This is a genomic window from Pseudomonas sp. GW823-FHT02E01 (assembly GCF_058797535.1).
This window is the reverse complement of the sequence record NZ_JBXAJS010000005.1, coordinates 129,277-156,131: the sequence shown is the minus strand read 5'-3', so window position 1 is coordinate 156,131 and position 26,855 is coordinate 129,277. Positions and strand designations below refer to the sequence as shown.

Sequence of the window (26,855 nt, the reverse complement as noted above, 5' to 3'; positions counted from 1 at the left end):
TGAATGGCCGATCCCTGTAGGAGCGAGCTCGCTCGCGATGGACGTCAAGATAACGCGCCCTGTCTGAATGATCGCGTTGCCCGGACGTTTTTCGCGAGCAAGCTCGCTCCTACAGGTTTAAGCGAAAGCCCCGGATTTCGGGGCTTTCAGGGACTTATAGAATTTTTGCTCTAAAATGACCAATCGCTAGTCTTGAGTCACGGATGTGACCGTAGAGGCCGCTTTTGGCTCTAGTCGACCCTTGGCAAAGCTGCTACTCTCGGCGCGCTTTGTGACTTCTCGGCCTTCTATCAGCCAGATTCACCAATGACCAAACACCAATAATAATCGCATCAAATGCGGTGCTGAATTCGCGTTGCTGAGGAGTGGGCTTCCATGATCGAAGACTTTTGGAAGGATAAGTACCCAGCTGGGATTGCTGCCGACATCAATCCCGACGAGTATCCGAATATTCAGGCAGTGTTGAAGCAATCCTGCCAACGCTTCGCCAACAAGCCGGCATTCAGCAACCTGGGCAAGACACTCACCTACGGTGAACTGTACGAATTGTCCGGTGCGTTTGCCGCTTACCTGCAACAGCATACCGATTTGCAACCCGGCGATCGAATCGCCGTGCAACTGCCCAACGTGTTGCAGTACCCGGTAGCCGTCTTCGGTGCAATCCGCGCCGGGCTGATCGTGGTCAACACCAACCCGCTCTACACTGCGCGGGAAATGGAACACCAATTCAACGACTCCGGTGCCAAGGCCCTGGTCTGCCTGGCCAACATGGCGCACCTGGCGGAAGCCGTGGTGCCGAAAACCGGCGTCAAGCACGTGATCGTCACCGAAGTCGCCGACCTGCTGCCGCCACTCAAGCGTCTGCTGATCAACAGCGTCATCAAGTACGTGAAGAAGATGGTGCCGGCCTATCACTTGCCCAAGGCCGTCAAGTTCAACGACGTGCTGAGCAAAGGCCTGGGCCAGCCAGTGGCGGAAGCCAACCCGGCCAGTGGTGATGTCGCGGTACTGCAATACACCGGCGGCACCACTGGCGTGGCCAAGGGCGCGATGCTGACCCACCGCAACCTGGTGGCGAACATGCTGCAGTGCAAGGCGCTGATGGGCTCCAACCTCAATGAAGGTTGCGAGATCCTGATCACGCCGCTGCCGCTGTACCACATCTATGCGTTCACCTTTCACTGCATGGCGATGATGCTGGCGGGCAACCACAACATCCTGATCAGCAACCCGCGCGATCTGCCGGCGATGGTCAAGGAACTGTCGAAGTGGAAGTTCAGCGGCTTCGTTGGCCTGAACACGCTGTTCGTGGCCCTGTGCAACAACGAAGGCTTCCGCAAGCTGGACTTCTCCGCGCTGAAAGTCACCTTGTCGGGGGGCATGGCCCTGCAACTGGCCGCGGCCGAACGCTGGAAAGCGGTGACCGGTTGCGCCATCTGCGAAGGCTACGGCATGACCGAAACCAGCCCGGTGGCGACGGTGAACCCGATCCAGCACATCCAGGTCGGCACCATTGGCATTCCGGTACCGTCGACCCTGTGCAAAATCATCAATGATGCCGGTGTCGAGCAGCCGCTGGGCGAAATCGGCGAGCTGTGCGTGAAGGGGCCGCAGGTCATGAAGGGCTACTGGCAGCGCCAGGAAGCCACGGATGAAATCCTCGACAGCGAAGGCTGGTTGAAGACCGGTGACATCGCACTGATCCAGCCCGATGGCTTCATGCGCATTGTCGATCGCAAGAAAGACATGATCCTGGTGTCCGGTTTCAACGTGTACCCGAACGAGCTCGAAGACGTGCTGGCCACTCTGCCGGGCGTGCTGCAATGCGCGGCCATCGGTGTGCCGGACGAAAAGTCGGGCGAGGCGATCAAGATCTTCATCGTTGCCAAGCCAGGCGTGACCCTGACCAAGGAACAGGTGATGGAGCACATGCGCGCCAACGTCACCGGCTACAAGGTCCCGCGCTCCGTGGAGTTTCGCGATGCACTGCCGACCACCAACGTCGGCAAGATCCTGCGTCGTGAATTGCGCGATGAAGAGCTGAAGAAGATCAACGCGAAGAAAGCCACCGCGTAATCAACAAAAAGCCCCGCCGATGCGGGGCTTTTTGTTTTTAGCGAAACCAGAAGTGCCTTTGTGGCGAGGGGGCTTGCCCCCGTTCGACTGCGCAGCAGTCGCAGATCCTGTGGGCTCGGTGAGTCTGATGGACTGCAGTTGCAGATATCAGGGCCGCTTCGCAGCCCAACGGGGGCAAGCCCCCTCGCCACAGGGATCGGTGTTACAAGCGAAACGGTGCGAAGTTGACGTTGGTGCCAGCCGGGCGCATGTCCTGCAGGAAGGAGTCCTTGTCGGCGCTCAGTTCCAGGCTCAATGCCGCCTTGCGCTTGCCTTCATTGCGCACCACCAGGCCTTCGAGCTTCTCACGCAGGAACACGGTCGGCACTTTCAGGTGCAGCAGTTCGTCGGTGTCCGGCGTGTGCATCAGCAGGTGAATCCACTCGTACTGACCCACGGCCAGGCGCGATACCGGGATGTCGAACCACCAGATATTGCGGTTGCGGTTCAATTCGGTGAAGTGGCAGTTGTTGACGCCAAGCACAGCACCGCCGAGTTCCTGGTTTCTGCGGGCAATGGCCTGCTTCTTATCGAGTTTCATAACGTTCCTACGGGATTGGATCTTCAGCGCCAAGGCCTGAATGTGTTGCGCATTCTCAAGGGTTGGCCCGCAAACATAAAGCGCAACCTGCACTGAACGATGAAATGTCGTGGTGAAATAAATGAAACTCCCTGCAAAAGCCCCCGGTCAACCTTGTGTAACGACTTTCCTGCATTGAAATGTCTTTAATGAAAAGAAGACGCGGCCATCTTCAGATGGCCGTTTTTGTGTCAGCCTGAACTTGCACGCTGAATTTGTTTCAAAGTCGCCAACTGGGCTACCTTGATGAAAGAAAACAGCCCCTGAGTCGCCACGACTTCACCCCAAATCCGTATGCGGCGAATGGAGACGCTAATGATTTTCCCGGACATGAGAGGCTTGCCCCTGCACCGTGTGATGATGCGCACGGTCACCGAGTTCATCGCCGACGAGATGTCGACCTATGCCTCGGCGTTGGCCTATCAAATGCTCTTTTCTCTGTTTCCGTTCATTCTGTTTCTGATCGCCCTGATCGGCTTCCTGCATCTGCCCGACTTCTTCTCCTGGCTGCGCCTGCAATCGGAACTTGTATTGCCGCCCCAGGCGCTGGAGCAGGTCAACCCGGTGATCGACCAGCTTCAGCAGTCCAAGGGGGGGCTGCTGTCAGTGGGTATCGTAATTGCGCTGTATACCGCCTCCGCCGGTGTGCGGCTGATGATGAGCGCGATGAACGCAGCCTACGACGTGGTTGAAGGGCGCCCGCTGTGGAAACGCTTTCCGTTGTCGATCATCTACACCGTCGGCATTGCCGGCATGCTGCTGATCGCCGCAGCGCTGATGGTGCTCGGACCGCAGGTGATGGGCTGGATCGCTGCGCAAGTCGGGCTTGAGTACTTCATCGTCACCCTCTGGACCATCGCGCGCTGGCCGGTGATCGTGATTCTGCTGATGGTCGCGGTGGCGTTGATCTACTACGTCATGCCCGACGTCAAACAGGAATTCCGCTTCATCACCCCAGGCTCGGTGCTGGCGGTGGTGGTATGGATCATCGCGTCCCTGGGCTTTGGCTTGTACGTCAAGGAGTTCGCCAACTACAACGCCATGTATGGCAGTATCGGTGCGATTATCGTGCTGTTGCTGTACTTCTACATTTCCGCCGCGGTGCTGCTGCTGGGCGCGGAGATGAATGCCGTGATCGAGCACATGTCACGAGAGGGCAAGGACCCTGGCGAAAAAGTGGCTGGCGAGCATGGTCCCGTCCATGAGGAAAAGCACCACGTGTCGGGGCTGGGCCGCGATCATTCACAACCGAAACCGACCATTGACGAAACCTGATCATGATTCGTGAAATTCTGAAAATGGGCGATGAGCGCCTACTGCGCATTGCCCCGCCAGTGCCGGCCGAAATGTTTGACAGCCCCGAGCTGTGGCAGCTGATCGATGACATGTTCCAGACCATGGAAAGCGTGGGGGGCGTTGGCCTAGCTGCTCCGCAGATCGGCGTCGACCTGCAACTGGTGATCTTCGGTTTCGAGCACAGCGAGCGTTATCCGGATGCCGAAGCCGTGCCGCAGACGATCCTGATCAACCCGTTGATCACACCGCTGAGCCCGATCCTGGAAGAGGGCTTTGAAGGCTGTTTGTCCGTGCCTGGCCTGCGTGGCGCGGTGCAGCGTTACCAACAGATTCGCTACGAAGGCGTAGACCCCAAGGGTGAGCCCATCGTGCGTTTTGCCTCGGGGTTTCATGCGCGGGTGGTGCAACATGAGTGTGACCACCTGATCGGCCGCCTGTACCCGTCGCGCATTACCGACTTCAGCAAGTTTGGCTTCACCGAGGTGATGTTCCCGGACCTGGATCCCAACGCGGACGACTAGACTCACTGCAAACCCCTGTGGGAGCGAGCTTGCTCGCGATGGCGGTGTATCAGTTGCCTACAATGCTGACTGACCGGACCTCATCGCGAGCAAGCTCGCTCCCACATTGGATCTCCAACTGGCTTGAGTCAGTTAAACGCCTGGCGCCAACCCCATAGCAATCATCGGCTTGCTGCGCGCGTATCGGCTCAACCGTTCAACCATCGCGTAAGGCATCGGCGGATCGAAAGTAAACCCGCGCCGCTCATAAAACCCCCGCAAATCCGGATGACAGAACAACCACACCGGCTGTTCGCAATCCTTCACCGCTGCCGCAATCAACCCGGCGGCAAGCCCTTGTTCGCGACAGGCCGGATTGACAAACAACCCGGTCAGCCAATGCCCGCCGGACACCGGACGCAAACACAGCGCGGCAACTATCTGGTCACGTCGGGCTACCCACAACTGCGCGTCGCGCACGGCTTTCATCGACGATTGGTGAGCGCGGTAGAACTTGTTCATCAATGGCCATAAAGGCTCGTCGAGCAGGGTGTATCGGGTCTGGGGCATGGTTTTGGACTGTCGGTATGCAAAGCGGGCGATTATAAAAGAACGCGCGCGCCGGGATAGGTGTATACCTGATCTCACATCCCCATGAGTGGAGTACGCATCATGTCCAAAGGTATGGATTCAAAGAAATCGGCGAAAAAGAAACCGGTGAAAACCGCCATTGAAAAGCGCGCGGACAAGAAGGCCAAAAAAGTTGGCGTATTCGGTCACTGATCCGCGTTGATTGATCGCTCCCATGCAACATGGGAGCGATCCTCCTGAAAATAATCTGCAAGATTTCCCAAGGCCATTGCACAGAACGGGACTGGTCCCCGATCTGAGCAACGCCATGCCCCATTACTTTGATAGCGCCCACCAAGAAGAAATCGAAACACTGCGCCGACGCTTCACCGCGCGCACCGAATGGCCGACCTGGTTGCTGTTGATCGGTGTGTATGGCGGCTGGTTTGGCATCGTGTTGAACAGCCATCGATTGGGTTTATGGTGGAGCACGCTGTTGCTGACTCCATTGCTGGTGCTGTGGTTATCCGTGCAACACGAACTGCTGCACGGTCATCCCACGCGCTGGCCAACCCTGAACAAAATCCTTGGCTACGCGCCGTTTGCCGTCTGGTATCCGTACACCCTGTATCGCGACAGCCATTTGCAGCATCACCGCGACGAGGACCTGACGATCCCCGGTCGCGATCCGGAAAGCCGTTACTTGAGCGCCGGGCAGTGGCAGGGCAGTTCACCGCTGGTGCGCAGCCTGCATTGGCTGAACAAAACCGTACTCGGTCGTTTTTCCCTGGGGGCACCGCTGGCCTTGCTGGCATTGGCCCGTGAAGAGCTGCAACGCCTCGGGGCAGGCGAGCGCCAGGCTTGGCTGATGTGGTTGAGTCACGGCTTGATGACCGGGTTGATGCTGCTGTTCATCGCGAACTTCAGCCTGTTGCCGGTTTGGCATTACCTGTTTTTGATCAGTGTGCCGGCGCTGTCGATCGCCATGATTCGCTCCTACTATGAACATCGACCTCATGCCGCGCCGGAGCAGCGCACGGTGCTCAATGAAGCGGCGTGGCCGTGGCGCTGGCTGTTCCTGAACCTCAATTTTCATCTGGTGCACCACGAGTTGCCGGGGTTGCCCTGGTACGACTTGCCCCGCGCCTACAGGGCCCGCCGCGAGCAATGGCTGGCGCGTAGCGGCGGGTTTCTGGTGCGGGGTTATGGGCAGTTGTGGCGTGAACATGGAGTCAAGGCCATCGACAGCCCGAGGCATCCGTTTTACTGATTTGTTGCTACCAACTGAGTTCCCTTGTGGGAGCGAGCTTGCTCGCGATGGCGTCGTGTCAGTCAACATCCAGGCAATATGTCACACCGCTATCGCGAGCAAGCTCGCTCCCACAGGGGGGCTTTGTTACATGGAAAACTTCGATGACCCAACACTTCGCCGAACTGCTGATGTACACCGCCCCCGAACCCATCCACCAGGCCAACGAACGCTGGCTGGCGCGAATCCTCGAGCACCTGGGCGACACCCGCCGGGATGCCGAAGGCCTGTCACTGCTGGACTTGTGGTTGTCGCCGCACTTGTTGCTCACCCAAACCTGCGGCTATCCGCTGATGACGGCATTGCGCGGCAAGGTCCGGGTGCTGGGGCGGCCTCGTTATGAGCTGCCGGACAGCAGTGGTGGCAATCATTGCAGCCTGCTGTTGTGCCGCGTCGATGACCGGCGACAGACCTTGGCGGATTTTCGCCACAGCCGAGGGGTGATCAATAGCCAGGACTCCAACAGCGGCATGAATCTGCTGCGCCACCAGTTGGCGTCGTTGCAACGTGACGGGCGGTTTTTCTCTCAGGTCGGGATCAGCGGTAGCCATCGCGAAAGCCTGCGCTGGTTACGCGAAAACCTTGCCGATCTGGCGGCCATCGACAGCGTGACCTTTGCCTATCTGGCACGCCACGCCGCAGAGGAAGTGGCCGGTTTGCGGGTGATTGCCCGCAGTGCGCTCAGTCCTGCCTTACCGTTCATTACTGCCGCGACGGTCAGGGATGAGCAGGCTGAAGAGCTCCTGCGGGTGATGAACCTGGCGTTGCGCGAGCTGCCGGAGGTTGCCGAAACCCTCGGTTTGCCAGAGGTACTGCCCACCAACGAAAGCGACTATCAGATTGTGCTCGCCTACCAGCATGAGGCCGAGGTGCTGGGGTATGGGGATTTGCGATAGCGGCCAGTCAGGTATTTTTTAAGTCCATAAATGAATATAAAAATAAGTTTTAAATATTATTAATGAATAAGGCTCCTTGCTAGGATTCGCCTCACCGGACCACCGGACATTCAGCGACCCCTAACCCAGGAGCCCCTATGTCCGGCGCCGATATTCATCATCGCAAACAGGTGGACGGATTGTTCCGCGCCCACTACCTCTGGCTCTGCACGCGCCTGCGTCAGTCCCTGAACGATGCCGCCGCTGTCGAAGACATTGCCTGCGAAACCTTCGTGCAACTGTTGCAGGCCCCTGGCCTGACGGCAATCCGTGAACCCCGTGCGTTGCTCACCACCATCGCCCAGCGCCTGCTCTATCAGCGTTGGCGTCGAGGTGACCTGGAGCGCCAGTACCTTCAACAACTGCAACAGGCCGAGTCGATCCACGCCCAATCGCCGGAAGAACTGGCTCAGGTGTCCCAGACCCTGACCCGTGTGGATCGCAGTCTTCAGCGGCTACCCGGCAAAGTCCGCTCGACCTTCCTGCTGTCACGGATCGACGGCCTGACCTATCCGCAAATTGCCGCTGCGCTGGGCATCTCCCAGCGTTCCGTCAGCGACTACATGACCCGCTCCCAGGCCCTGTGCGACCGGCACAGCGCCAACCAATCCCTGAACCGTCCCCTCCAGAACAAGAGGTCCGCATGAGATCGATCAAAACCCTGCTCGGCAGTTCGTTGCTGGCCCTGAGCCTGTTGTCCCACCCGGCATCGGCCACGGAAAAAGCGGCACCTATTCACTTTGGTGACCTCACTTGGGAAAGCGGCAGCCTCATCACCGAAATCCTGCGCCTGATCGTCGAAAAAGGTTACGGCTACCCGACCGACACGCTGCCGGGCAGCACCGTCAGCCTTGAAGCGGCGCTGGCCAAAAACGACATCCAGGTCATCGGTGAAGAGTGGGCCGGACGCAGCCCCGCCTGGGTCAAGGCGGCGGCGGAGGGCAAGGTATTCGGCCTTGGCGATACGGTCAAAGGCGCCACCGAAGGCTGGTGGGTGCCGGAGTACGTGATCAAGGGCGATCCGGAGCGCGGCATCAAGCCCTTGGCCCCGGAGTTGAAATCCGTTGCCGACCTGGCGAAGTACAAGGACGTGTTCCGTGACCCCGAAGACCCGAGCCGCGGACGCTTCCTCAACAGCCCGACCGGCTGGACCTCGGAAATCGTCAACAGCCAGAAACTCAAGGCCTATGATCTGACCGCCAGCTACGTCAACTTCCGCACGGGGTCCGGTGCCGCGCTGGATGCCGAGGTGGCCTCGTCGATCCGCCGTGGCAAACCGGTGCTGTTCTACTACTGGTCGCCGACACCACTGCTGGGGCGGTTCAAACTGGTGAAACTCGACGAGCCGCCGTTTGATGCCGAGGCCTGGAAAACCCTGGCCGATGCCAACAACCCGAACCCCAAAGGCACGCGCTCGATGCCGGCCAGCCTGGCCATCGGCGTATCGGCACCGTTCAAGGCGCAATACCCGGACCTGGTGACGTTCTTTGAAAAGGTCGATTTGCCGATTGATCTGTTGAACCAGACCTTGGGTCAGATGAGTGAAAAACGGCAGAAACCCCGGGAAGTCGCCGAAGCGTTTTTGCGTGAGCAGCCGCAGGTATGGAAGGGGTGGGTGCCGGGAGAGGTGGCCACCAAGGTAAGTGCCAGCTTGTAGTTTGTTCTGAAAGTTCTGCAGTGTTTGAGCTGCAACCATTCGCGAGCAAGCCCGCTCCCACATTGAATCTGTGATTTCCACAAAACCTGTGGTCACCGCCGATCCCCTGTGGGAGCGGGCTTGCTCGCGAATGGTCTACAGCCTTAAGCCAATTCGGCAGCCAGCGCCGCTCTCACTACCGACCGCTGATCTGTCTTGTTCTCCGAGTATTTCCCCCCTCGACAAGCTGCTGAACCGATTTTGTCCTCAGTAGTGGCAGACTAGTGGCCTTGCAAGCCCGAGGTTGCTGTCTATGATCAGGTGTAACTAACTGTATCGAGCCTCATGAGGTGGTCGATCTCTGGTCGCAGAGTGCGCAATCGAAGGCACCAACACTTGATGGCAAGGAGCTGTCCGCTAAATGGAATTTGTTGTGAATCTGTTAGGGCTGGCCCGAATGCGGGCTATCAAGAGAAGGATGTCTTGATGAGCGTGTCGCTGTAAGGACCCTCCGATTGAACATCATTTATCACCTGACTAGTCCTTCTTTTTGGAGGGATGCGTGTGCCTGTTCCACGGAGCGTAGTGGTGGATTTGAAAGACCTGCAACGTTCATCAATCAAAAAACCGCGCGGAAGGTGATACGACAATGTTCAACCTACATCACAAGGCCGACCTGCTGGAAATTGAACGGTTCAGTTGCGCGCTGACTGAGGCTAATGCCAAGTTGGCGGCGATCAGTCATTCGATGGCGATGATTGAATTCACTCCGGACGGCATCGTCATCGATGCCAACGAAAACTTTTGCAATGCCATGGGCTACAGCGCTGACGAAGTGCGCGGCAAACATCACCGGGTCTTTTGTGAAGAACAGTATTACCGCAGCGATGAGTACATCAAATTATGGCGTGACCTGGCGCGGGGCGAGCCGCTGAGCGGAACCTTTTTGCGCTTGCACAAGAGTGGCCGGGAGATCTGGCTCGAAGCCAGTTACATGCCGGTGCTGGGCCCCGACCGGCAGGTGAAAAGTGTGATCAAGGTGGCCACCGACATCACCGCACGGATCAACAAGGAACACGAAAACGAAAGCAGGCTCTCCGCGATCGGCCGCTCGATGGCCGTGATCGAATTCACGCCCGAAGGCAACGTCATCAGCGCCAACGAGAACTTCCTGAAAACGATGCAGTACTCGCTCAACGAAGTGGTGGGGCAGCATCACAGCCTGTTCTGCCACCGTGCCGAAGCCGAGTCCCAGGGCTACCGGAATTTCTGGGCTTCGCTCAACCGCGGCGAATATCACTCCCATCGTTTCGAGCGCAGGAACAAGCAAGGTCAGACGGTATTCCTGGAAGCCTCCTACAACCCGTTGTTCGACGCCAAGGGGCGGTTGTACAAGGTGGTCAAGTTCGCCAGCGATATCACCCACCAGATGACCACCCTGCAAACCGCCGCAGAATCGGCCCACAGCACTTCGGTACAAAACGACGTCTGTGCGCGCAAGGGGTCCGAGGTGGTGCAGCAGACGGTGCAGATCATCCAGGACATTTCCCGGGACTTGAACGAGGCGGCTCTGAGCATCGACGCCGTGAGCAAACAGTCCGACATCATCGGCACCATCGTGCAGACCATCCGCAGCATTGCCGATCAGACCAATTTGCTGGCGCTCAACGCGGCGATCGAAGCGGCCCGTGCCGGAGAGCACGGGCGCGGGTTTGCGGTGGTGGCCGATGAAGTGCGCAGCCTTGCGGCGCGCACCAGTCAGGCGACGCTGGAGATTGTCGAGGTGGTGCGCAAGAACCACGATTTGTCGCTCAGCGCGGTGTCGAGCATGCAATCGAGCTTGAGTCGAACCGGCCTCGGCGTGGAACTGGCGAACGAGGCAGGGGAGGTGATTCTGGAAATCCAGCAGGGCTCGCGGCATGTGGTGGATGCGATCAGTCAGTTCAACTCGACGTTGCAATTGAACTAGTCGCGGTAACTGCGATGGTCGATAACGCGTGTTTTCTGGATATACGCGGCGCTCTTGCATCCATCGCGAGCGAGCTCGCTCCTACAAAAAATGCCGACCCACTGTAGGAGCGAGCTTGCTCGCGATGGACGTCAACGATAACGCGTGAAAGCTGGTTGAACGCGGTGTTCTCAGGTCCTTCGCGAGCAAGCTCGCTCCTACAAAAAACAGCGCGGCATTTTGCGGCTCCTCAAGGCAAGCCGTTGCAGCCGTGCTTGAGGAATCCCGGACGCTGCGCCAGACGCTGGAAGTATTCATCGACGGAGGGGTAATCCGGACGCTCGATCGGCGTCATCAGCCAGCGATTGACCGACAAACCGATGACAACGTCGGCCAGGGTAAAGTGTGGTCCGGCGACATACCCCTTGGTGGTCGCGAGTTGATGTTCGAGGATGCCCATTTTCTGGTTCCAGTCACGGATGCCGACTTCAAGGCTATGCGGGTCCTGGAATTCCGGGTCCTTGCGCACCAGTGACATGAACGGGTATCTCCAGGACGGATTGAGCTCGGTGGCTTGCCAGTCCATCCACTGCTCCACCCGAGCGCGGGCGGCCGGTTCGGTGGGCAGCAACTCGCTGTGATGGTGGTGGTGTTTGCCAGCCAGATAGCGGCAGATGGTATTGGACTCCCACAACACGCCGGCTTCATCGATGATCACCGGCACCTGTGCGTTGGGATTGAAGCGCAGGAACTCGGGGCTGTGGGTGGACGCGAAACCACTGCCCCAGTCCTCGCGTTCGTAGGCAATACCCAGCTCCTCGCAAGTCCACAGGACTTTTCGGACGTTGATGGACGAGGCTTTGCCGAGAATCTTTAGTGCATGTTCCATTTTGCTACTCCGTCAGCGAATCATGGCGTCGGGAATTCATAGTGTGCCTGCCGACGGCTGACATCAAGTCTGCAGGATCCGCAGGACCAGACGTAAACCTGTAGGAATGGTCCGTAGGCAAGGGGTATCAGAGGATTTCTGCAGACAGTGATTTCTTGCGGAATTACCTACGACTACGCCAGAATCCGCCGACTTGTGCGCCTGGTATCCGGACTCGTATTGTTCCGTGTCGCTGCAAATTCAGCGATCGGGTCTAGCAGCCTGGATACTTTAGACGCATGGCGTCCACCGTTCGTGATCGGTTCACGTTATGGCGGCTGTGTGTGGGAAGACCTTCGGGTCTACCGGGTTCTAGAGTCCTGGTCTGCTAGCCCGCGCACGGCTGCCACCTTAATTTCGTCTAGCAGCGAATCGTGGCAGCTCCATCACTCTAGGAGCATTGCCATGTTCAAACCCACGCCCAACCCCCCACGCAATCCCAGCCCAATGTTCACCATCTCACCCGGCATCAACAACGAAACGCTGTTGGCGCACGCCTGCGAATCACTGGCCTCGGCGAGCGTCATGACCAATGATTTTGCGGCTTTTCTGGAAGGCAGCCATCGCAACACGGCGCTGGCGATTGCACAGATCATCATGCTGGCCGAACTGGCGGTGAACCGGGTGCTGGATAACCTCGATCCGCAGGATTGAACACTGAGCGGGGGCGAGAGGCTTTCCCTGTGGCGAGGGGGCTTGCCCCCGTTCGGCTGCGGAGCAGTCGTAATCCAGTTCACGGGTTTTACCTGTATGACTGCGGCGCTGTTTTTGGGGCTGCTTCGCAACCCAACGGGGGCAAGCCCCCTCGCCACAAAATCTGACTTCACAGCGGGTGTGTCGTGCTTACGTGCTTTCGCGCACCTTCAACTCAAACCCCATGTCCTGCACCGGTTTGGCCACGGTGTTACCGGCCATCAGCGTGAGCATCTGCTCCGCCGCGCGACGGCCGATGGCTTCACGCGGGGTATTGATGCTGCTCAGGCGCGGGACCATGTGTTCGGACATGGGCAAGTCGTTGAAGCCGAGGATCGCCACCTGTTCGGGGATCTTGATCCCGTTGCGCATGGCTTCCAGCAAGGCGCCCTGGGCCAGGTCGTCGTTGCCGAAGAAGATCGCATCGACGTCCGGATGACTGGCCAGCAGTTGCAGGAACAACTCACCGCCGAGGCCGACGGAGGAGGAGCGGGGCGTCAGCACTTCCAGGTCCGGGTCATACCGACCGGCCTTTTGCAGGGCTTTGCGGAAACCTTCGCCGCGCAACAAAGTGCGCTGGTCCAGCTGCGCGCCGATGTAGGCCAGGCGCTTGCGGCCGCGGGACAGCAAGTGTTCGGCAGCCGTTTCGCCGGCCGCCAGTTGCGAAAAGCCAACGCAATTGAGCCCGGCGGCGCTGTCCAGTTCCATCATGTACACGCAAGGAATATTGCTGGCTTCGATCATCCGCCGCGAACTTTCGGTGCGGTCGAAACCCGTCAGCAATAAGCCGCGCGGTTGATAGGCCATGTAGTTTCGCAGCAGGTTTTCTTCTTCATCGCGCGAATAATGGAAGTTGCCGATCAGCACTTCGAAGCCCTTGGGGCGCAAAACCCGATGAATGGCTTCCAGGGTGTCAATGAACAGCAGGTTGGACAGCGACGGCACCAAAACCACGACTGACTGGCTCTGGGCCGAGGCCAAGGCGCGGGCGGCAGGGTTGACCACATAGTTGAGCTCAAGCGCCGCTTTTTGCACCTTTTCCACAAGTTCAGTGGCCACGGTGCTGACGCCACGCAAGGCGCGGGAGGCGGTGATCGGGCTGACGCCGGCCAGTCGGGCAACTTCGTTCAGGGTAGGGCGGCCAGTGGTGCGAGTATTTTTATCGTTCTTGGTTGTGTTCATCGATGGCTTGCCAAACAAAATTCAAGGTACTAAGGTAGCGCTGTCTCGATGCAGCTGCAAATGCGTGAGCGAGGGTTCGCCTGATCCTTGCTTTTTGGTGTTGGGACCTAACCTGCTGCAACCCATAAAATGACAAGAAAGGCGTCGGCAACTTCTGCTTTTGATCTAGTGTCATAACTGGCAAAGGTAGCGCTGTCTGCGCGCTGAGGTGTTACATGAATCATCCCATCACCGCCCTGGTCATCATGGGCGTTGCCGGTTGCGGCAAGACGTGCGTCAGCGAGGCCTTGTGCCATTTGAGCGGCGCCACTGCCATTGAAGGCGACTCTTTTCACCCTGCCGCCAATATCGAAAAGATGAGCGCGGGGATTCCCCTGAACGATGAAGACCGTGCCGGCTGGCTCGACAGCCTGTGCGATGAACTGCGCCGTGTCGACGCCAAGGGCCAGCGCCCGGTGCTGACCTGTTCGGCTCTCAAGCACGTCTATCGCGAACGTCTGCGCAGTGCCTTGCCGGGCCTGGGCTTTGTGTTCCTTGAGTTGACCCCCGAAGTCGCCGCCGACCGTGTCTCCCATCGGCCAGGCCACTTCATGCCGTCGACCCTGATCGACAGCCAGTTCGCCACCCTCGAATCGCCCGTCGGCGAGCCGTTGACCCTGGCGCTGGATGCTTCGACCTATAGCGTCGAGCAACTGGCGGCGCAGGCTCATGCCTGGTGGCAGGTGAACGGCCTGAAGCAGGCGGTATGACTGTGCTCGCAAAGACAGCGCTGTCCTCACGACTTCTGATCAACCCGCTTTAATAACAACAACAACCAGGAGACACCCCTAATGTTTGGCATGTCCCACGAGACGTTCCTGCTGCTCGATGCAGTGGTCACGGTGATCGGGCTTATCGTCCTGATCACCAAGTTCAAGTTGCACCCATTCCTCGCACTGATCATCGCCGCAGCCTTCCTCGGGCTGACCTCCGGCATGCCGATCGGCACCATCATCAAGGCGTTCCAGGACGGCTTCGGTGGCGTGCTTGGTTTCGTCGGCATCATCCTGGCGCTGGGCACCATGCTCGGCAAAATGATGGCCGAATCAGGCGGTGCGGATCAGATTGCGCAGACGTTGATCCGCGCCTTCGGCAAGGACAAGGTGCAGTGGGCGATGATGTTCGCCGCGTTCCTGGTCGGCATTCCGCTGTTCTTCGAAATCGGCTTCGTGCTGCTGATTCCGCTGGTGTTCATCGTGGCCCGTCGCACTGGCGTGTCGATCATCAAGATCGGTATCCCGCTGCTGGCCGGTCTGTCCGCGGTACACGGCCTGGTGCCGCCGCACCCGGGCCCGCTGCTGGCCATTGGCGTGTTCGGTGCCGACATCGGCAAGACCATTCTGTACGGCCTGATCGTTGCGTTGCCAACCGCCATCATCGCTGGCCCGATCTTCGGTACGTTCATTGCCAAGCACATTCCCGGTCACCCGAACCAGGAGCTCGTGGATCAACTGGCGCGCGAATCGGATTCGGCCGATCTGCCGAGCTTCGGCATCACGCTGGTGACCGTGCTGCTGCCGGTGTTCCTGATGCTGCTCAAGACGTTTGCCGACGTGGTGCTGCCCGATGGCAACATCTTCCGTGCCTTCATGGACCTGATCGGTCACCCGATTTCGGCGTTGCTGCTGGCGTTGCTGCTGTCGCTGTATACCTTCGGCTACAAGCAGGGCATCGGTTCCAGCCAAATGATGAAATGGCTGGATGCCAGCCTCGCGCCGACCGCCGCGATCATCCTGATCATCGGTGCCGGTGGTGGCTTCAAGCAGATGCTGGTGACCAGCGGCGTGGGTGATGTGATCGGCCACATGGCGGTGAACGCACAGATCTCGCCGATCCTGCTGGCCTGGCTGGTGGCGGCGGTGATTCGTATCGCGACCGGTTCAGCGACCGTGGCGACCATCACTGGCGCCGGCATCGTGGTGCCGGTGGTGGGGATGATTCCGGGTGTGAACCGTGAGCTGCTGGTGCTGGCCACCGGTGCAGGCTCCCTGATCCTGTCCCACGTCAACGACGCCGGTTTCTGGTTGGTGAAGCAGTACTTCAACATGACCGTGGCCGAAACCTTCAAGACCTGGACCGCGATGGAAACCATCCTCTCCGTGGTTGGCTTGGGCTTTATCCTGTTGTTGTCGCTGTTCGTCTAAGCGATTCGACAGACACAAAAAAACCGCAGCGATGCGGTTTTTTTGTGTTCGAAGGGTGAACCTGTTCATTGTGGCGAGGGGGCTTGCCCCCGTTCGGCGGCGAAGCCGTCGTAAAACCAGTTAACGCATTTTGCCTGAAGCACCGCGGTGACTGGTTTTGGGATTGCTGCGCAACCCAACGGGGGCAAGCCCCCTCGCCACAGGAATGTTCTTGCCACAGGTTTTTGTGTCAGGCGTTGGTTTTCGGTGCCAACCCATCCGCCCTGAACATCCCGCGAATCCCGCGTACGGCCTGACGAATCCGGTCCTGGTTTTCGATCAGGGCGAAGCGCACGTGATCATCGCCGTACTCGCCAAACCCGACGCCCGGCGAGACACACACCTTGGCTTCGGCCAGCAGTTTCTTGGCGAACTCCAGCGAGCCCAGGTGCGCATAAGCCTCGGGAATCTTCGCCCAGACGTACATCGACGCTTTCGGGTTTTCGACCATCCAGCCCAGTTCATGCAGACCCTTGACCAGCACATTGCGCCGCTGCCGATACTGCTCGGCGATGTCGCGCACGCATTGCTGATCGCCTTCAAGCGCAGCGATGGCCGCCACTTGCAGCGGAGTGAAGGTGCCGTAGTCGTGGTAGCTCTTGATCCGCGCCAGGGCATTGACCAGTTCCGGGTTGCCGACCATGAAGCCAATGCGCCAGCCGGCCATGTTGTAGCTCTTGGACAGGGTGAAAAACTCCACCGCAATGTCCTTGGCCCCGGGCACTTGCATGATCGACGGGGCTTTCCAGCCGTCGTAGACGATGTCGGCGTAGGCCAGGTCGTGTACCACAAGCACGTCGTACTGCTTGGCGAGGGCGATCACTCGTTCGAAGAAATCCAGCTCCACGCACTGGGCGGTCGGGTTGGACGGGAAACCGAGGATCATCATCTTCGGCTTCGGGATCGAACCGCGAATGGCCCGCTCCAGTTCAGCGAAGAAATCCACGCCCGGCACCAGCGGCACCGACCGCACCTGGGCGCCGGCAATCACGGCACCGTAGATGTGAATCGGGTAGCTCGGGTTGGGCACGAGCACGGTGTCGCCCTGATCCAGGGTGGCCAGCATCAGATGCGCCAGGCCTTCCTTGGAGCCGATGGTGACAATGGCCTCGCTTTCCGGGTCGATGTCGACCTCGTAGCGGTCCTTGTACCAGTTGGAAATCGCCCGGCGCAGGCGCGGAATGCCCTTGGACGTCGAGTAGCCGTGGGTGTCTTCGCGCTGGGCCACCGTGACGAGTTTTTCGACGATGTGCGGCGGCGTGGCGCCGTCGGGGTTGCCCATGCTCAAGTCGATGATGTCTTCGCCACGACGACGGGCGGCCATCTTCAGCTCGGCAGTGATGTTGAAAACGTAAGGGGGGAGTCGATCTATGCGCGCAAAGCGGCGCGGCGAACCTTGTTCGGCCATTGTTGCCTCGGATAACGTAAGCGCCCGGAACCGTCCGAGCGACGCTGGTCACTGCGGTGACCTGTGGCGGAATGTAAGGGCAGCTGTGGCAGACTGTCCAGCCTCAATGTAAACAAATTTTTCCGAAGGGTAGGGTTTGATGGAATTTACCAGCGGCTTCTTGCTGAGCCTCTCGCTGTGCCTGGATATCGGCGTGGCCAACATCGCGATGATCACCCTGGCCATGCAGCGCGGCTATTTCCAGGGGTTTGCGTTGGGGCTGGGGACTTGTGTCGGCGACCTGATCTACGCGGTACTGGCACTGGCCGGCATGACCGTGTTGCTGCAATACGAAACCGTACGCTGGGTGTTGTGGATCGGTGGCTCGGCGCTGCTGGTGTACTTCGCGGCGAAGATGATCTATTCGGCGATTCACCACGAAGCGGTGCTGGCGCAATCGGCCGAGGTGGGGCACAACTCCCATCGCAAGGAGTTCTTTCGCGGGATCTTCCTGGCCATGTCGTCGCCCAGCGCGATTCTCTGGTTCGCTGCGGTGGGTGGCACGCTGATCGCCCGTTCCGGCGGTGGTGGCGCCGTCAGTTCGGCGCTGTTTCTCGGCGGTTTTCTCTGCGCAGGGATTCTCTGGTGTGTCGGGCTGTGCTTTGCTGCGAGCCACGGCGGCAAGTTGCTCGGCGACAAGCTACTGCGGTATTCCTACATGGCATCGGCAGCGATCTTCTGCTATTTCGCGGTCTACGTGATCCTATCGGGTTACAACGAGTTTGTCGGTTCAGGCGCCGTCGAGCAATTGCACGCCCTGTAATTGGGCGAATCGGGTTTGGCTTCTATACTCCCAGCCGAACCCACTTTTTGCTCCAGGAGTTGAGCCATGGATGAGCAAACACGCGTCGAACTGGCGGAGCCACGCTTCGAACACGGACACTTCCTGCTGATTGCAGGGCTTGGCGGAACATTTACCCAACAATCCGTTCAAGGCATTCCCGAACTCTGGGAGAAACTCATCCCGCATCTGGGCCATATTCCGGGCCAAAAAGGCGAAGTCACCTACGGTGTCTGCTGCAATTTCGACGGCAAGGGCGGCTTCGATTACATCGCCGGGGTCGAGATCAGCAAGCTCGACGACTTGCCCGAAACCTACCGCTGGGTAGAAGTTCAGCCGCAGCAGTACGTGGTGTTCGAACACAAAGGACCGCTGGACACCCTGCCGCAAACCTTTCAGTACATCCATGGCACGTGGCTGCCGCAGTCCGGCCACGAGCTATTGGCGGCTCCGGAGTTCGAACGCTACAGCGAAGACTTCAATCCCAAACTCAACACCGGCAAGCTGGAAATCTGGCTGCCGATCAAGGCATGACACCTGCACGAGAGGCGGATCAGCCGATTCGTCTCTCGATGTCCCACAGCAGCTGATTTATCATCCCCAGCCTTTCCCATGCTGATCCCGAGCTGCCATGAACACCGTCATCCGCAACGTCACCCCCGCCGATCTGGACCGCTGCTTTGCCATCGAAACCCTTGCCTATGAAGGTGACGAAGCCGCGACCCGCGAGAAAATCGCCACCCGCATCGCCACCTGGCCCGAGGGTTTTATCGTCGCTGAAGTGGACGGGGTTGTCGCCGGTTTCATCAACTCCGGTGCGGCGTACCAGGTGGAAATGTCGGACGAGGCGTTCAAGGAACTGATCGGCCACGACCCGGCCGGGCCGCATGTGGTGATCATGTCGGTGGTGGTGCACCCGGATTATCAGGGGCAAGGCCTGGCGAAGCACCTGATGGCCGAGTTCATCGAACGCATGCGTGCGATGGGCAAGGTCACCATCAACCTGATGTGCAAGGAGCGGCATATTCCGTTGTATGCCGGGTTCGGCTTTGCCTACGTTAAACCCTCGGCCTCGGACCATGGCGGCATGGCGTGGCATGAGATGGTGCTCGAACTCTGATCCGACATAGATCCCCTGTGGGAGCGAGCTTGCTCGCGATAGCGGACTATCAGTCGACATCGATGTTGAATGTTACGCCGCCATCGCGAGCAAGCTCGCTCCCACAGTAGTTTTGTGGTGTTGGTGGGGGCTGTGTTCAAAACACCAACCCCATCCGCCGCTCATACCCGATCCGGCCCTTGTATGCCTCGCCGCTGTCGACAAAGCCAAACCTGGCGTACAGGGCGATGGCCGCCTCGTTGTCGGCATCCACTGACAGCTCCAGCCCCCTGATTTCCGGCCAGGCCAGGCGCGCCGCCTCGGGCAGCGCTTGCAGGCAGGCCTTGCCGTAGCCCTTGCCCTGGACGCGTTGATCGACTTGCAGCGCATGCAGCGTGGCGCTGTGCTCATCGGCCCAGGCCGGCAACACCGGCGGGCGCTTGAGCAGCAGGAACGCGACGGGCACATCCTCGGCCAGCAGGGCGAAGCCCTTGACGCCAGGGCCGGGCTTGGACAACAGCGTGTGCAAGGCGCCGTGGATGTCACCCGAGAATCTGATCTGTTCCGAATGCACTTCAATGGCCTCGACCTGTTGGCGCTGCAGTGCATTCAGGCTTTCATAAGGCACGAGTCGGGCTGTCACGGGAGTGTCCTTTTTCCATCACAAATGAGCCTCGGATTCTAGCGAGTTTGTTTTCCCGGATTATTTTTATTTCACCTGTCGATTCACCGGATCGCCAGACGACTAAGGGTGTCTTCACTATAAAAACCACGGAGAACCACCATGAACTCGCAAACCCAGATCCAGAATCTCATCGAGAACTATCGTCAAGCGGTCATGGCCAAGGACATTGAAAAAGTCATGGCCCTGTATGCCGATGACATCGTCTCCTTCGACGCGGTCAAGGCCCTGCAATTCAAAGGCAAGCCGGCGTATCGCGCGCATTGGCAGGCCTGCATGGAAATGTGCCCCGGCCCGCACATCTTCGAATTCGACGAAATCACCATCGAGCCGTCCCAGGAAATTGCGTTCGCTCACTGGCTGGCACATTGCGGTGGCACCAACGACAAGGGCGAAACCCAGTCCTGCTGGATGCGCGTCACCGCCTGCTATCGGCAAGAAGCCGGGCTGTGGCAGATCGTCCACGAACATTGGTCGGCGCCGTTCGACATGACCAGCGGCGCGACGCTGTTCGACCTCAAGCCCTGATCGTCGGGAAGCCGAGCCAGAATGCCAATCAGCGGCCATAGTTGATCGTTCGATAAGGAGAGCGTGATGAAGTATTTATGCCTGGTCTACAGCGATGAGCAGCTGCTGCATTCGCTGCCGGAAAGCCCGAAGGACGAAGAGTGCATGGCCTATGCCGAGTCGATCCAGGGCAGTGGCCGGATGGTCGCCGCCGAGGCGCTGGAGTCGGTACAGACCGCCACCACCGTGCGCATGCGCAACGGCAAGATGTCGATCACCGACGGGCCATTCGCTGAAACCAAGGAGCAACTGGCCGGTTTTTATCTGATCGATGCCAAGGACCTCAACGAAGCCATCCAGGTCGCCGGGAACATTCCGGCGGCCCGGGTCGGCAGTGTCGAAGTGCGCCCCGTTCGGCAGTTGAATCCTTAAGATGCCGGGGCTGCCGGTTCAGGCGCAGGTCGAGCGGGTCTATCGCGAAGAGTCGCGGCGGATTCTTGCGACCCTGATTCGCTTGCTGGGGGATTTCGACCTCGCCGAAGAGGCCTTGCACGAGGCGTTTTTCATCGCGGTCGAACGCTGGCAGCGTGACGGCGTGCCGGACAATCCGCGGGCCTGGCTGGTGTCCACCGGGCGCTTCAAGGCCATCGATGCCCTGCGCCGGCGCGCACGCTTTACCGCGTCGCAGCCCTTGCTGATCGCGCAACTGGAGGAACTGGAGCAGGCCGACTGGAGTGATGAAGACGTGGAAGACGATCGCCTGCGGCTGATCTTCACTTGCTGCCACCCGGCCCTTGCGGCCGACGCACAAGTGCCGCTGACGCTGCGGGAAGTCTGCGACCTGACCACGGAAGAAATCGCCCGGGCCTTTCTCTCGGCCCCGGCCACCATCGCCCAGCGCATCGTGCGCGCCAAGGCGAAGATCCGCGATGCGAAAATCCCTTATCAAGTGCCGACACTCGCTGAGCTACCCGAGCGCCTGGACAGTGTATTGCGGGTGATTTACCTGGTGTTCAACGAGGGGTACTCGGCGTCCATCGGGGCAGAACTGATTCGTGAGGATTTGACCCGCGAAGCGATCCGCCTCGGCCGGTTGCTGGTGGAGTTGTTGCCGGAGCCGGAGGTGATGGGCTTGCTGGCGTTGATGCTGTTGCACGAGTCGCGCCGCCCGGCCAGGACCTCGGCGAGCGGCGAGCTGATTGTGCTGGACGAACAGGACCGTTCGCTGTGGGACGCCGGGTTGATCCGCGAAGGCTGCACGCTGGTCGAGCGGGCGCTGACCATGGGACGATTCGGACCTTATTGCCTGCAAGCGGCGATCGCAGCGGTGCACGCCGAAGCCCCGACGGCGGGGGAAACCGATTGGCCGCAGATTGTCGGTCTGTATGACGTCCTGCTGCGGGCGGTGCCGTCGCCGGTGATCGAGTTGAATCGCGCGGCGGCGATTTCGCAACGCGATGGTCCACTGGCGGGGCTGACGCTGGTCGACGCCATTCTGGAGCGGGGAGAACTGCTCGACTACCACCTCGCGTATTCGGCGCGGGCGCAATTCTGTTGGCAACTGGGTCGCAAGCAGGAGGCACGGGCGGCATGGGAACGGGCGCTGGCGTTGACCCGACAGGAGCCGGAGCGGCGGTTTATCGAAGAGCGGCTCAAGGCGTTGGAGTGATGCGACCGTTCTGACCTCATCGCGAGCAAGCTCGCTCCCACAGGGATTGATGGTGTACTCGATACTGTGGGAGCGAGCTTGCTCGCGATAAGGGCCGAAGGACCTTCACTCCAGCGTTTTGCCCAGCAACCAGCTCCCACAGGGATTGATGGTGTACTCGATACTGTGGGAGCGAGCTTGCTCGCGATAAGGGCCGAAGGACCTTCACTCCTCCAGCATCTTGCCCAGCAACCAGCTCCCCGCCGGCCCCGGCGGATTCAGCCGCGACCACAACGCATCCACCGACACCGTTTTCGGCCAGCCGCGCACCACCAGTTCCTGCAACGTACCGGGCCCGAACCGCTCGACCAGCCAGCGGGGCAACGGCGCCCAGCCGAATCCGCCCTGGGCCATTTCCAGCAGCATCAGGTAACTTGGCGCCGACCAGACGCGGCCCTTCGCCCGGCTTTCATAGGGATTGATGATGGTGGCCAGACGCAGTTCGCGGTGTTGCTGCAGTACGTCCCGGTCGACGTAGTCCAACGTCGCCAAAGGATGTGTCGGGGACACGAACAAGGCGATTTCCGTGCGCTCGTCCACCGTCGAACTGACCAGGTCCGGCGGGTAGCTGTCCTGCATTTCGGCGAAGGCAATCTGCGCCCGGCCGCTTTGTACCAGGGACATCAGATCATCGCATTCGGCGATCAGACACTCGAGCTCCAGGTCCGGGTAACGCTGCTCGAAGGCACTGAGGGCGGCTTCGAAGCGGTCCGACTGATAGGTATCGGACAGCGCCACCGTCAGCTTCGCTTCCACCCCTTGGGACAGTTGGCTGGCGGCTATTTCCAGGCGACTGGTGGCGGCCAGGATGTCTTCGGCCCGTTGCAGCATGACGTGTCCGGCCGGGGTCAGGCCGGGCTTGCGGCTGCTGCGGTCGAACAGCGTCAGGTTCAGGTCGATTTCCAGGCTGGCCACCGCCGCACTGATGGTCGACTGACTGCGGCCCAATTTGCGCGCCGCGGCGGAAAACGAGCCTTGGGTCGCGGCTTCGACAAACGCCAGTAACACTTCGTGAGAGGCCATAAACTATCGTCTTGATCGATGGTTATTGGTTATGAAGTATCGGTGTGCTGATGGATCATGGCAACCACAGTCACCCAAGGGAGTTCGGCCATGAGCGCCAACAAATCCATTACTGAGCGTATTTTTCAAGCCATCGGCTTCGAACTGCTGGCCATCCTGATCTGTACCCCATTGCTGGCCTGGATCATGAAGAAACCGATGCTGGAAATGGGCATGGTCACCATCCTCATCGCCGGCCTGGCCCTGGCCTGGAACGTGGTCTTCAACGGTATGTTCGATCGGCTGCTCAAGCGCCTCGCCATCGCACACAACGCCTGGGTCCGCGTGGTGCATGCGCTGTTGTTCGAAGGCGGCCTGGTCGCCCTCGGCGTGCCGCTGATCGCCTGGTGGCTGAATGTCAGCCTGTGGCAGGCGTTCTTGCTGGATATCGGTGTGTTGCTGTTCTTCCTGCCGTACACCTACGTCTACCACTGGGTGTATGACGTGGTTCGGGAGCGGATGCTGGTGACTCGTGAGGTTTGCTGAGTCGTGTTTGAACCGGTTTTTGTGGGAGCAAGCTTGCTCGCGATGGCGGTGTGTCAGTCAACTTCATTGCTGAATGTCAGACCGCTTTCGCGAGCAGGCTCGCTCCCACAGGTTTTGCACCCGATCAGACGTGGAAGTAACCCACGCACGAATCGAACGGCAGGCGCTTGAGTTCGATCTTGTTCAGGTCGAGCACTTCACGCAGGGCCTTGGTTTCGCCCGGGAAGTTGCGGTAGGCGACTTCGTCGAGCACCACGATCGCGCCTTTGGGCATGTACGGCAGGAAGGTTTCCAGCGCGACTTTGGTCGACTCGTACAGGTCGGTGTCGAGGATCAGCATGGCCACGACCAGGTCGGGACGGGTCTTGACCCACTCCGGTACGGTCTTGACGATGTCGCCCTTGACCAGTTCGCAGCGCGGAATGCGATTGACCGGGCGCAACAGGTCGTTGGCGTCGATCATGTCCTGGATCAGCGACTGGTCGGTGTCGGCGAACATGGTTTCGTTGACGTCGGCCGGGTCTTCTTTCTTGTCGATGCTCTGGAAGCCTTCGAAGGTGTCGAAACCCACGATCGAGCGGTTGATCGCATACGGTTCGAGAATCATCGACAAGTGCATGTAGAGCATCAACGAGTTGCCCTTGTACACGCCGCACTCAATGATGGCGCCCGGCACTTCCGCGACCTTCTTGAACAGCTCCATGCGCGACAACGCGGCAGTCACGCCAATGCGGTTGGCGAAGACGAACGGAGCGTCGGCCACGTATTCGGCATCGACCCGTTTCAGGACGTTGGTACGGGTTTCGTTGTACTGGGCCTCGGCGGGCGTGATGCGACGCTTGGTCATTGCGGGATTCCTCGGAAATTCGAAAAGTCGTGGACGTGGAAGTAGTCTTTGAAGCCGGCGCCAACATCCGGGCAGGCGCTGTCGACGTTAATCGCGCCGCGCTGGTGCTTGAGGTCGTCGAGGTGCATCAGGCGAAAGTCCACGCTGAAGCGGGTTTGTTGCGTGTAATTGGGAACGGTGCCGTGCAGGTGCGAACCCGAGAACACCAGCATCTCGGCGGTGTTGCCGGCGATGCGCAGTTCAGAGGCGCTATTGATCGCTTCGGTGGGCACCGGGTGCTGGCGCGCCTCTTCCTTGACGTTGTCCTTGGCGCGCTGGCGTTGCACGCCGATCCAGTCGGACAGGCTCCACTGCGCCGAGGTGTTTTTCACCGGGGCGTCGAAGTAGGCCGGGTTGATCATCATGGTCTGGTCAGGCTGGATCGTGTAGACCGGCATCCAGGTATTGATCTGGCAGTCGACACCGCCGTACCAGGTATCGCGATGGGGTTTGTAGGCGTAGCTGACGCCAGCGTGCAGGTAGTCGTAGTTGGGTACGACACGGATGCGCGGGACGTCGAAAATGAACTCCTCGGGAGCGGCACCGATTTCGTCGGTGAAGCTGCGGATCAGCTCCTTGGCACGCAGGCTGTTGGTGAACTGGCCCTTGAGCCGAGTCACCAGCACCACGAACTCTTCCACCGGCATCAGTGTGTGCAGCGCCTGGTGGTTGGTCTCGCCATCGAAGGCCGCCGTGATGCTTTCCTGGGCAAAGGCACAGAGTTCTTTGGCGGCGCGTAACTGCGTGTTCAGGAAAATATCGCCCGCGTAAATGGCTTCTTTAAAGTCAGCTTTCTGTTGCAGCTGATTGATGTACAGATTCACGGTTCCTCTCCTGAATACATCGAGTGTCTTATGAGTCGGCACCACGCTGGCAAACTGAAGGGCTGCCGGACGAGTTGTGCGTCAATAAAGCGCAGCCCTTGAGTTCGCGAGCAAATGCCGTGCCGCTGGACGAAAAAATCCCGACGGGAAAACCCGCCGGGATGATGTGCTTCGAACTTGTACCCTGTGGGAGCGGGCCTGTCGGAACGCCACACCGCCCCGTTCGGCTGCAGAGCAGTCCTCAATCCTGCTAGTGCGGTTTGAATGACCGAGTGCTGGGGCGGCTGCGCCACCCAGCGGGGGTAAGCCCCCTCGCCACAGTTGATCAGTGTGTCAGGTGATGACGGGGACTCAATAATCCTGCTGCTTGCGAAACGCCCAGCGCCCGGCGATCACGGTAAAGGTCGCGACCAGCGCCACCAGGATCCAGAAACCCTGCGGGTCATCCGCCAGCGGAATGCCGCCGACGTTCATGCCGAAGAAACCGGCGATGATGTTGATCGGCAGCGCCAGCACCGTCACTACCGTCAGGGTGAACAGCGTGCGGTTGGTCTGTTCGTTGATGTTGGCGGCGATTTCTTCCTGCAACAGCTTGATCCGCTCACCCAGCGCGGTGAGGTCGTTGATGATCAGCGCGAACTCCTCGGTGGATTTGCGCAGCTCCTTCACGTCTTCCTTTTGCAGCCATTGCGGCGGCCGGTTGAGCAGGCGCAGCAATGAGCCTGGCTCCAGCGCCAGCAGCCGTTGCAATCGCACCAGCACTCGGCGATTGGCGCCCAGCTCGGCGCGGTTGGTCGACAGCCGTGAGGACAGCAATTCGTCTTCGATCTGATCCACGCTCTGACTGGTCTTGCGCACGATCTGGGTCAACACCTCACCCTGGTCGCGCAGCAAATGCACCAGCAGCTCCAGCGGGGAGCGAAAGCACTCCCGGGCCTTCACCGACGAGCGCAATTTGTCCACCGAGTGCAGCGGTTGCAGGCGGGCGCTGATGATCAATTGACTGCGGGCGCACACCCACAGGGTCGAGACATCCGACGAGACCATGTTGCTGAGGTTGAACACCACATCGTTGACCACTGCCAGCAGTGCGGAGTCGACATGCTCGATGCGCGTCGAACGCGAGCCTTCGTGCAGCGCTTCGAAAAACTCTTCGGGCAACTCCAGATGGCTTTTCATCCAGCGCTCGCACGCGGCATGGGCCAGGTTCAGGTGCAGCCAGAGAAATTGCTCATCGCTTTGCGGCTGTTGCAGGTACTGCAAGGCCTCGGCGGAATTGATTTCCCGACCGGCCTCACCGGGGCGAAAACTGAAACCGTAAAGCAGGCCGAACAGATCCGTGTCGCGATGGCTTTGATCGATGCTGTGGTTCATGAGGACTCGCAAGGGGAGGCGCCTGTCACATGTTTTACAGGTTCACTTGAGCGGCATCATCGCAAGCGGGAATGACGTTTTTGTG

General features: G+C 59.6%; 28 protein-coding genes and 1 pseudogene. 19 read left to right on the top strand and 10 right to left on the bottom strand.

The genetic code is table 11. The annotated features are described in order from the left end of the window. The first annotated feature begins 375 nt into the window (after positions 1–375). Positions 376–2,076: a long-chain-fatty-acid--CoA ligase FadD1 gene (gene fadD1 / locus AC1RDQ_RS13725; RefSeq protein WP_492587543.1), complete on the top strand. Its 1,701-nt coding sequence runs from the start codon at positions 376–378 to the stop codon at positions 2,074–2,076. 202 nt (positions 2,077–2,278) lie between these two features. Here fadD1 and AC1RDQ_RS13720 read toward each other — a convergent pair whose 3' ends face one another. Continuing rightward, on the bottom strand, positions 2,279–2,656 hold the full coding sequence (locus AC1RDQ_RS13720; RefSeq protein WP_057713562.1) for a hypothetical protein: 378 nt from the start codon (positions 2,654–2,656) through the stop codon (positions 2,279–2,281). A 354-nt stretch (positions 2,657–3,010) separates the two neighbouring features. Here AC1RDQ_RS13720 and AC1RDQ_RS13715 point away from each other — a divergent pair, with 354 nt between their 5' ends. After that, positions 3,011–3,970, top strand: coding sequence for a YihY/virulence factor BrkB family protein (locus AC1RDQ_RS13715; RefSeq protein WP_340313217.1), 960 nt, complete (start codon positions 3,011–3,013; stop codon positions 3,968–3,970). 2 nt (positions 3,971–3,972) lie between these two features. Beyond that, a complete protein-coding gene (gene def / locus AC1RDQ_RS13710) occupies positions 3,973–4,512 on the top strand; it encodes a peptide deformylase (protein ID WP_150813272.1) in 540 nt (179 codons plus the stop codon). Positions 4,513–4,644: 132 nt separating this feature from the next. Here the strand turns inward: def and AC1RDQ_RS13705 are convergent, their stop codons facing one another. Beyond that, complete coding sequence (locus tag AC1RDQ_RS13705; RefSeq protein ID WP_492587542.1) at positions 4,645–5,061, bottom strand: GNAT family N-acetyltransferase; 417 nt, start codon at positions 5,059–5,061, stop codon at positions 4,645–4,647. A gap of 328 nt (positions 5,062–5,389) precedes the next feature. On the opposite strand from AC1RDQ_RS13705, the gene AC1RDQ_RS13700 reads away from it, so the two are divergent. From AC1RDQ_RS13700 to AC1RDQ_RS13675, 6 genes and pseudogenes are all read left to right on the top strand, one after another. After that, positions 5,390–6,331, top strand: a complete 942-nt coding sequence (locus AC1RDQ_RS13700) for a fatty acid desaturase (protein ID WP_492587541.1) — start codon at positions 5,390–5,392, stop codon at positions 6,329–6,331. A gap of 143 nt (positions 6,332–6,474) precedes the next feature. Continuing rightward, the gene (locus tag AC1RDQ_RS13695; RefSeq protein WP_492587540.1) at positions 6,475–7,266 is read left to right on the top strand and encodes a phosphate/phosphite/phosphonate ABC transporter substrate-binding protein; all 792 of its coding nucleotides are present in this window, start codon (positions 6,475–6,477) and stop codon (positions 7,264–7,266) included. A 137-nt stretch (positions 7,267–7,403) separates the two neighbouring features. Continuing rightward, the gene (locus tag AC1RDQ_RS13690; RefSeq protein ID WP_492587539.1) at positions 7,404–7,952 is read left to right on the top strand and encodes a sigma-70 family RNA polymerase sigma factor; all 549 of its coding nucleotides are present in this window, start codon (positions 7,404–7,406) and stop codon (positions 7,950–7,952) included. Then, positions 7,949–8,962, top strand: coding sequence for an ABC transporter substrate-binding protein (locus AC1RDQ_RS13685; RefSeq protein ID WP_492587538.1), 1,014 nt, complete (start codon positions 7,949–7,951; stop codon positions 8,960–8,962). Before AC1RDQ_RS13690 ends, AC1RDQ_RS13685 begins: the two co-directional genes overlap by 4 nt. Before the next feature lie 628 nt (positions 8,963–9,590). Beyond that, positions 9,591–10,364, top strand: a pseudogene (locus AC1RDQ_RS13680) (PAS domain-containing protein); the annotation flags it as partial. Positions 10,365–10,370: 6 nt separating this feature from the next. Next, positions 10,371–10,910 carry a methyl-accepting chemotaxis protein gene (locus AC1RDQ_RS13675; RefSeq protein WP_492587662.1) on the top strand — a complete coding sequence of 180 codons (540 nt, stop codon included), beginning with the start codon at positions 10,371–10,373 and terminating at the stop codon, positions 10,908–10,910. Between the two features lie 229 nt (positions 10,911–11,139). On the opposite strand, the gene AC1RDQ_RS13670 is transcribed toward AC1RDQ_RS13675, so the two are convergent. Further along, positions 11,140–11,778: a glutathione S-transferase family protein gene (locus AC1RDQ_RS13670; protein ID WP_492587537.1), complete on the bottom strand. Its 639-nt coding sequence runs from the start codon at positions 11,776–11,778 to the stop codon at positions 11,140–11,142. A gap of 444 nt (positions 11,779–12,222) precedes the next feature. Here AC1RDQ_RS13670 and AC1RDQ_RS13665 point away from each other — a divergent pair, with 444 nt between their 5' ends. Beyond that, entirely contained in the window at positions 12,223–12,471 is a 249-nt protein-coding gene (locus AC1RDQ_RS13665; protein ID WP_090457380.1) for a DUF6124 family protein, read from the top strand. Between the two features lie 189 nt (positions 12,472–12,660). Here AC1RDQ_RS13665 and gntR read toward each other — a convergent pair whose 3' ends face one another. Next, positions 12,661–13,692, bottom strand: a complete 1,032-nt coding sequence (gntR, locus tag AC1RDQ_RS13660; protein WP_057713572.1) for an HTH-type transcriptional regulator GntR — start codon at positions 13,690–13,692, stop codon at positions 12,661–12,663. A gap of 215 nt (positions 13,693–13,907) precedes the next feature. On the opposite strand from gntR, the gene AC1RDQ_RS13655 reads away from it, so the two are divergent. Both AC1RDQ_RS13655 and AC1RDQ_RS13650 read left to right on the top strand, forming a co-directional pair. After that, positions 13,908–14,441 (top strand): gluconokinase, encoded by a 534-nt coding sequence (locus AC1RDQ_RS13655; RefSeq protein WP_492587536.1) that lies wholly within the window; start codon positions 13,908–13,910, stop codon positions 14,439–14,441. An 81-nt stretch (positions 14,442–14,522) separates the two neighbouring features. After that, entirely contained in the window at positions 14,523–15,875 is a 1,353-nt protein-coding gene (locus AC1RDQ_RS13650) for a GntP family permease (protein ID WP_015096544.1), read from the top strand. A gap of 229 nt (positions 15,876–16,104) precedes the next feature. Here the strand turns inward: AC1RDQ_RS13650 and alaC are convergent, their stop codons facing one another. Continuing rightward, positions 16,105–17,322 (bottom strand): alanine transaminase, encoded by a 1,218-nt coding sequence (alaC, locus tag AC1RDQ_RS13645; RefSeq protein WP_057713575.1) that lies wholly within the window; start codon positions 17,320–17,322, stop codon positions 16,105–16,107. 139 nt (positions 17,323–17,461) lie between these two features. On the opposite strand from alaC, the gene AC1RDQ_RS13640 reads away from it, so the two are divergent. The 3 genes from AC1RDQ_RS13640 (at position 17,462) to AC1RDQ_RS13630 (ending at position 19,262) form a co-directional block, all read left to right on the top strand. Continuing rightward, the gene (locus tag AC1RDQ_RS13640) at positions 17,462–18,124 is read left to right on the top strand and encodes a LysE family translocator (RefSeq protein ID WP_492587535.1); all 663 of its coding nucleotides are present in this window, start codon (positions 17,462–17,464) and stop codon (positions 18,122–18,124) included. Positions 18,125–18,190: 66 nt separating this feature from the next. Beyond that, positions 18,191–18,676: a GyrI-like domain-containing protein gene (locus AC1RDQ_RS13635; protein ID WP_090457378.1), complete on the top strand. Its 486-nt coding sequence runs from the start codon at positions 18,191–18,193 to the stop codon at positions 18,674–18,676. Between the two features lie 97 nt (positions 18,677–18,773). Continuing rightward, entirely contained in the window at positions 18,774–19,262 is a 489-nt protein-coding gene (locus AC1RDQ_RS13630) for a GNAT family N-acetyltransferase (protein ID WP_492587534.1), read from the top strand. A gap of 136 nt (positions 19,263–19,398) precedes the next feature. Here AC1RDQ_RS13630 and AC1RDQ_RS13625 read toward each other — a convergent pair whose 3' ends face one another. Next, a complete protein-coding gene (locus AC1RDQ_RS13625) occupies positions 19,399–19,884 on the bottom strand; it encodes a GNAT family N-acetyltransferase (protein WP_090457375.1) in 486 nt (161 codons plus the stop codon). Between the two features lie 141 nt (positions 19,885–20,025). Between AC1RDQ_RS13625 and AC1RDQ_RS13620 the strand changes: the two genes are divergently transcribed. The 3 genes from AC1RDQ_RS13620 to AC1RDQ_RS13610 all read left to right on the top strand — a co-directional run bounded on the left by AC1RDQ_RS13620 (position 20,026) and on the right by AC1RDQ_RS13610 (position 22,099). Further along, positions 20,026–20,451, top strand: coding sequence for a YybH family protein (locus AC1RDQ_RS13620; protein WP_349735161.1), 426 nt, complete (start codon positions 20,026–20,028; stop codon positions 20,449–20,451). A gap of 66 nt (positions 20,452–20,517) precedes the next feature. Then, positions 20,518–20,862 (top strand): YciI family protein, encoded by a 345-nt coding sequence (locus AC1RDQ_RS13615; protein WP_102670306.1) that lies wholly within the window; start codon positions 20,518–20,520, stop codon positions 20,860–20,862. 1 nt (position 20,863) lies between these two features. Next, positions 20,864–22,099 carry an RNA polymerase sigma factor gene (locus AC1RDQ_RS13610; protein ID WP_492587533.1) on the top strand — a complete coding sequence of 412 codons (1,236 nt, stop codon included), beginning with the start codon at positions 20,864–20,866 and terminating at the stop codon, positions 22,097–22,099. Between the two features lie 204 nt (positions 22,100–22,303). On the opposite strand, the gene AC1RDQ_RS13605 is transcribed toward AC1RDQ_RS13610, so the two are convergent. After that, positions 22,304–23,161, bottom strand: coding sequence for a LysR family transcriptional regulator (locus AC1RDQ_RS13605; protein WP_492587532.1), 858 nt, complete (start codon positions 23,159–23,161; stop codon positions 22,304–22,306). A gap of 90 nt (positions 23,162–23,251) precedes the next feature. Between AC1RDQ_RS13605 and AC1RDQ_RS13600 the strand changes: the two genes are divergently transcribed. Next, a complete protein-coding gene (locus AC1RDQ_RS13600) occupies positions 23,252–23,686 on the top strand; it encodes a multidrug/biocide efflux PACE transporter (protein WP_057713583.1) in 435 nt (144 codons plus the stop codon). Between the two features lie 124 nt (positions 23,687–23,810). Here the strand turns inward: AC1RDQ_RS13600 and AC1RDQ_RS13595 are convergent, their stop codons facing one another. The 3 genes from AC1RDQ_RS13595 to AC1RDQ_RS13585 form a co-directional block, all read right to left on the bottom strand. Further along, positions 23,811–24,533 (bottom strand): TylF/MycF/NovP-related O-methyltransferase, encoded by a 723-nt coding sequence (locus AC1RDQ_RS13595; protein WP_056725897.1) that lies wholly within the window; start codon positions 24,531–24,533, stop codon positions 23,811–23,813. Beyond that, positions 24,530–25,396, bottom strand: coding sequence for a hypothetical protein (locus tag AC1RDQ_RS13590; protein ID WP_090457369.1), 867 nt, complete (start codon positions 25,394–25,396; stop codon positions 24,530–24,532). Before AC1RDQ_RS13590 ends, AC1RDQ_RS13595 begins: the two co-directional genes overlap by 4 nt. Positions 25,397–25,747: 351 nt before the next feature. Next, a complete protein-coding gene (locus tag AC1RDQ_RS13585; RefSeq protein WP_492587531.1) occupies positions 25,748–26,770 on the bottom strand; it encodes a transporter in 1,023 nt (340 codons plus the stop codon). Positions 26,771–26,855: the final 85 nt, after the last annotated feature.

Coding starts and splice junctions, on each gene's coding strand:
- fadD1 (WP_492587543.1), top strand. CDS start 376: ATGATCGAAGACTTTTGGAAGGATAAGTACCCAGCTGGGATTGCTGCC.
- AC1RDQ_RS13720 (WP_057713562.1), bottom strand. CDS start 2,656: ATGAAACTCGATAAGAAGCAGGCCATTGCCCGCAGAAACCAGGAACTC.
- AC1RDQ_RS13715 (WP_340313217.1), top strand. CDS start 3,011: ATGATTTTCCCGGACATGAGAGGCTTGCCCCTGCACCGTGTGATGATG.
- def (WP_150813272.1), top strand. CDS start 3,973: ATGATTCGTGAAATTCTGAAAATGGGCGATGAGCGCCTACTGCGCATT.
- AC1RDQ_RS13705 (WP_492587542.1), bottom strand. CDS start 5,061: ATGCCCCAGACCCGATACACCCTGCTCGACGAGCCTTTATGGCCATTG.
- AC1RDQ_RS13700 (WP_492587541.1), top strand. CDS start 5,390: ATGCCCCATTACTTTGATAGCGCCCACCAAGAAGAAATCGAAACACTG.
- AC1RDQ_RS13695 (WP_492587540.1), top strand. CDS start 6,475: ATGACCCAACACTTCGCCGAACTGCTGATGTACACCGCCCCCGAACCC.
- AC1RDQ_RS13690 (WP_492587539.1), top strand. CDS start 7,404: ATGTCCGGCGCCGATATTCATCATCGCAAACAGGTGGACGGATTGTTC.
- AC1RDQ_RS13685 (WP_492587538.1), top strand. CDS start 7,949: ATGAGATCGATCAAAACCCTGCTCGGCAGTTCGTTGCTGGCCCTGAGC.
- AC1RDQ_RS13675 (WP_492587662.1), top strand. CDS start 10,371: ATGACCACCCTGCAAACCGCCGCAGAATCGGCCCACAGCACTTCGGTA.
- AC1RDQ_RS13670 (WP_492587537.1), bottom strand. CDS start 11,778: ATGGAACATGCACTAAAGATTCTCGGCAAAGCCTCGTCCATCAACGTC.
- AC1RDQ_RS13665 (WP_090457380.1), top strand. CDS start 12,223: ATGTTCAAACCCACGCCCAACCCCCCACGCAATCCCAGCCCAATGTTC.
- gntR (WP_057713572.1), bottom strand. CDS start 13,692: ATGAACACAACCAAGAACGATAAAAATACTCGCACCACTGGCCGCCCT.
- AC1RDQ_RS13655 (WP_492587536.1), top strand. CDS start 13,908: ATGAATCATCCCATCACCGCCCTGGTCATCATGGGCGTTGCCGGTTGC.
- AC1RDQ_RS13650 (WP_015096544.1), top strand. CDS start 14,523: ATGTTTGGCATGTCCCACGAGACGTTCCTGCTGCTCGATGCAGTGGTC.
- alaC (WP_057713575.1), bottom strand. CDS start 17,322: ATGGCCGAACAAGGTTCGCCGCGCCGCTTTGCGCGCATAGATCGACTC.
- AC1RDQ_RS13640 (WP_492587535.1), top strand. CDS start 17,462: ATGGAATTTACCAGCGGCTTCTTGCTGAGCCTCTCGCTGTGCCTGGAT.
- AC1RDQ_RS13635 (WP_090457378.1), top strand. CDS start 18,191: ATGGATGAGCAAACACGCGTCGAACTGGCGGAGCCACGCTTCGAACAC.
- AC1RDQ_RS13630 (WP_492587534.1), top strand. CDS start 18,774: ATGAACACCGTCATCCGCAACGTCACCCCCGCCGATCTGGACCGCTGC.
- AC1RDQ_RS13620 (WP_349735161.1), top strand. CDS start 20,026: ATGAACTCGCAAACCCAGATCCAGAATCTCATCGAGAACTATCGTCAA.
- AC1RDQ_RS13615 (WP_102670306.1), top strand. CDS start 20,518: ATGAAGTATTTATGCCTGGTCTACAGCGATGAGCAGCTGCTGCATTCG.
- AC1RDQ_RS13610 (WP_492587533.1), top strand. CDS start 20,864: ATGCCGGGGCTGCCGGTTCAGGCGCAGGTCGAGCGGGTCTATCGCGAA.
- AC1RDQ_RS13605 (WP_492587532.1), bottom strand. CDS start 23,161: ATGGCCTCTCACGAAGTGTTACTGGCGTTTGTCGAAGCCGCGACCCAA.
- AC1RDQ_RS13600 (WP_057713583.1), top strand. CDS start 23,252: ATGAGCGCCAACAAATCCATTACTGAGCGTATTTTTCAAGCCATCGGC.
- AC1RDQ_RS13595 (WP_056725897.1), bottom strand. CDS start 24,533: ATGACCAAGCGTCGCATCACGCCCGCCGAGGCCCAGTACAACGAAACC.
- AC1RDQ_RS13585 (WP_492587531.1), bottom strand. CDS start 26,770: ATGAACCACAGCATCGATCAAAGCCATCGCGACACGGATCTGTTCGGC.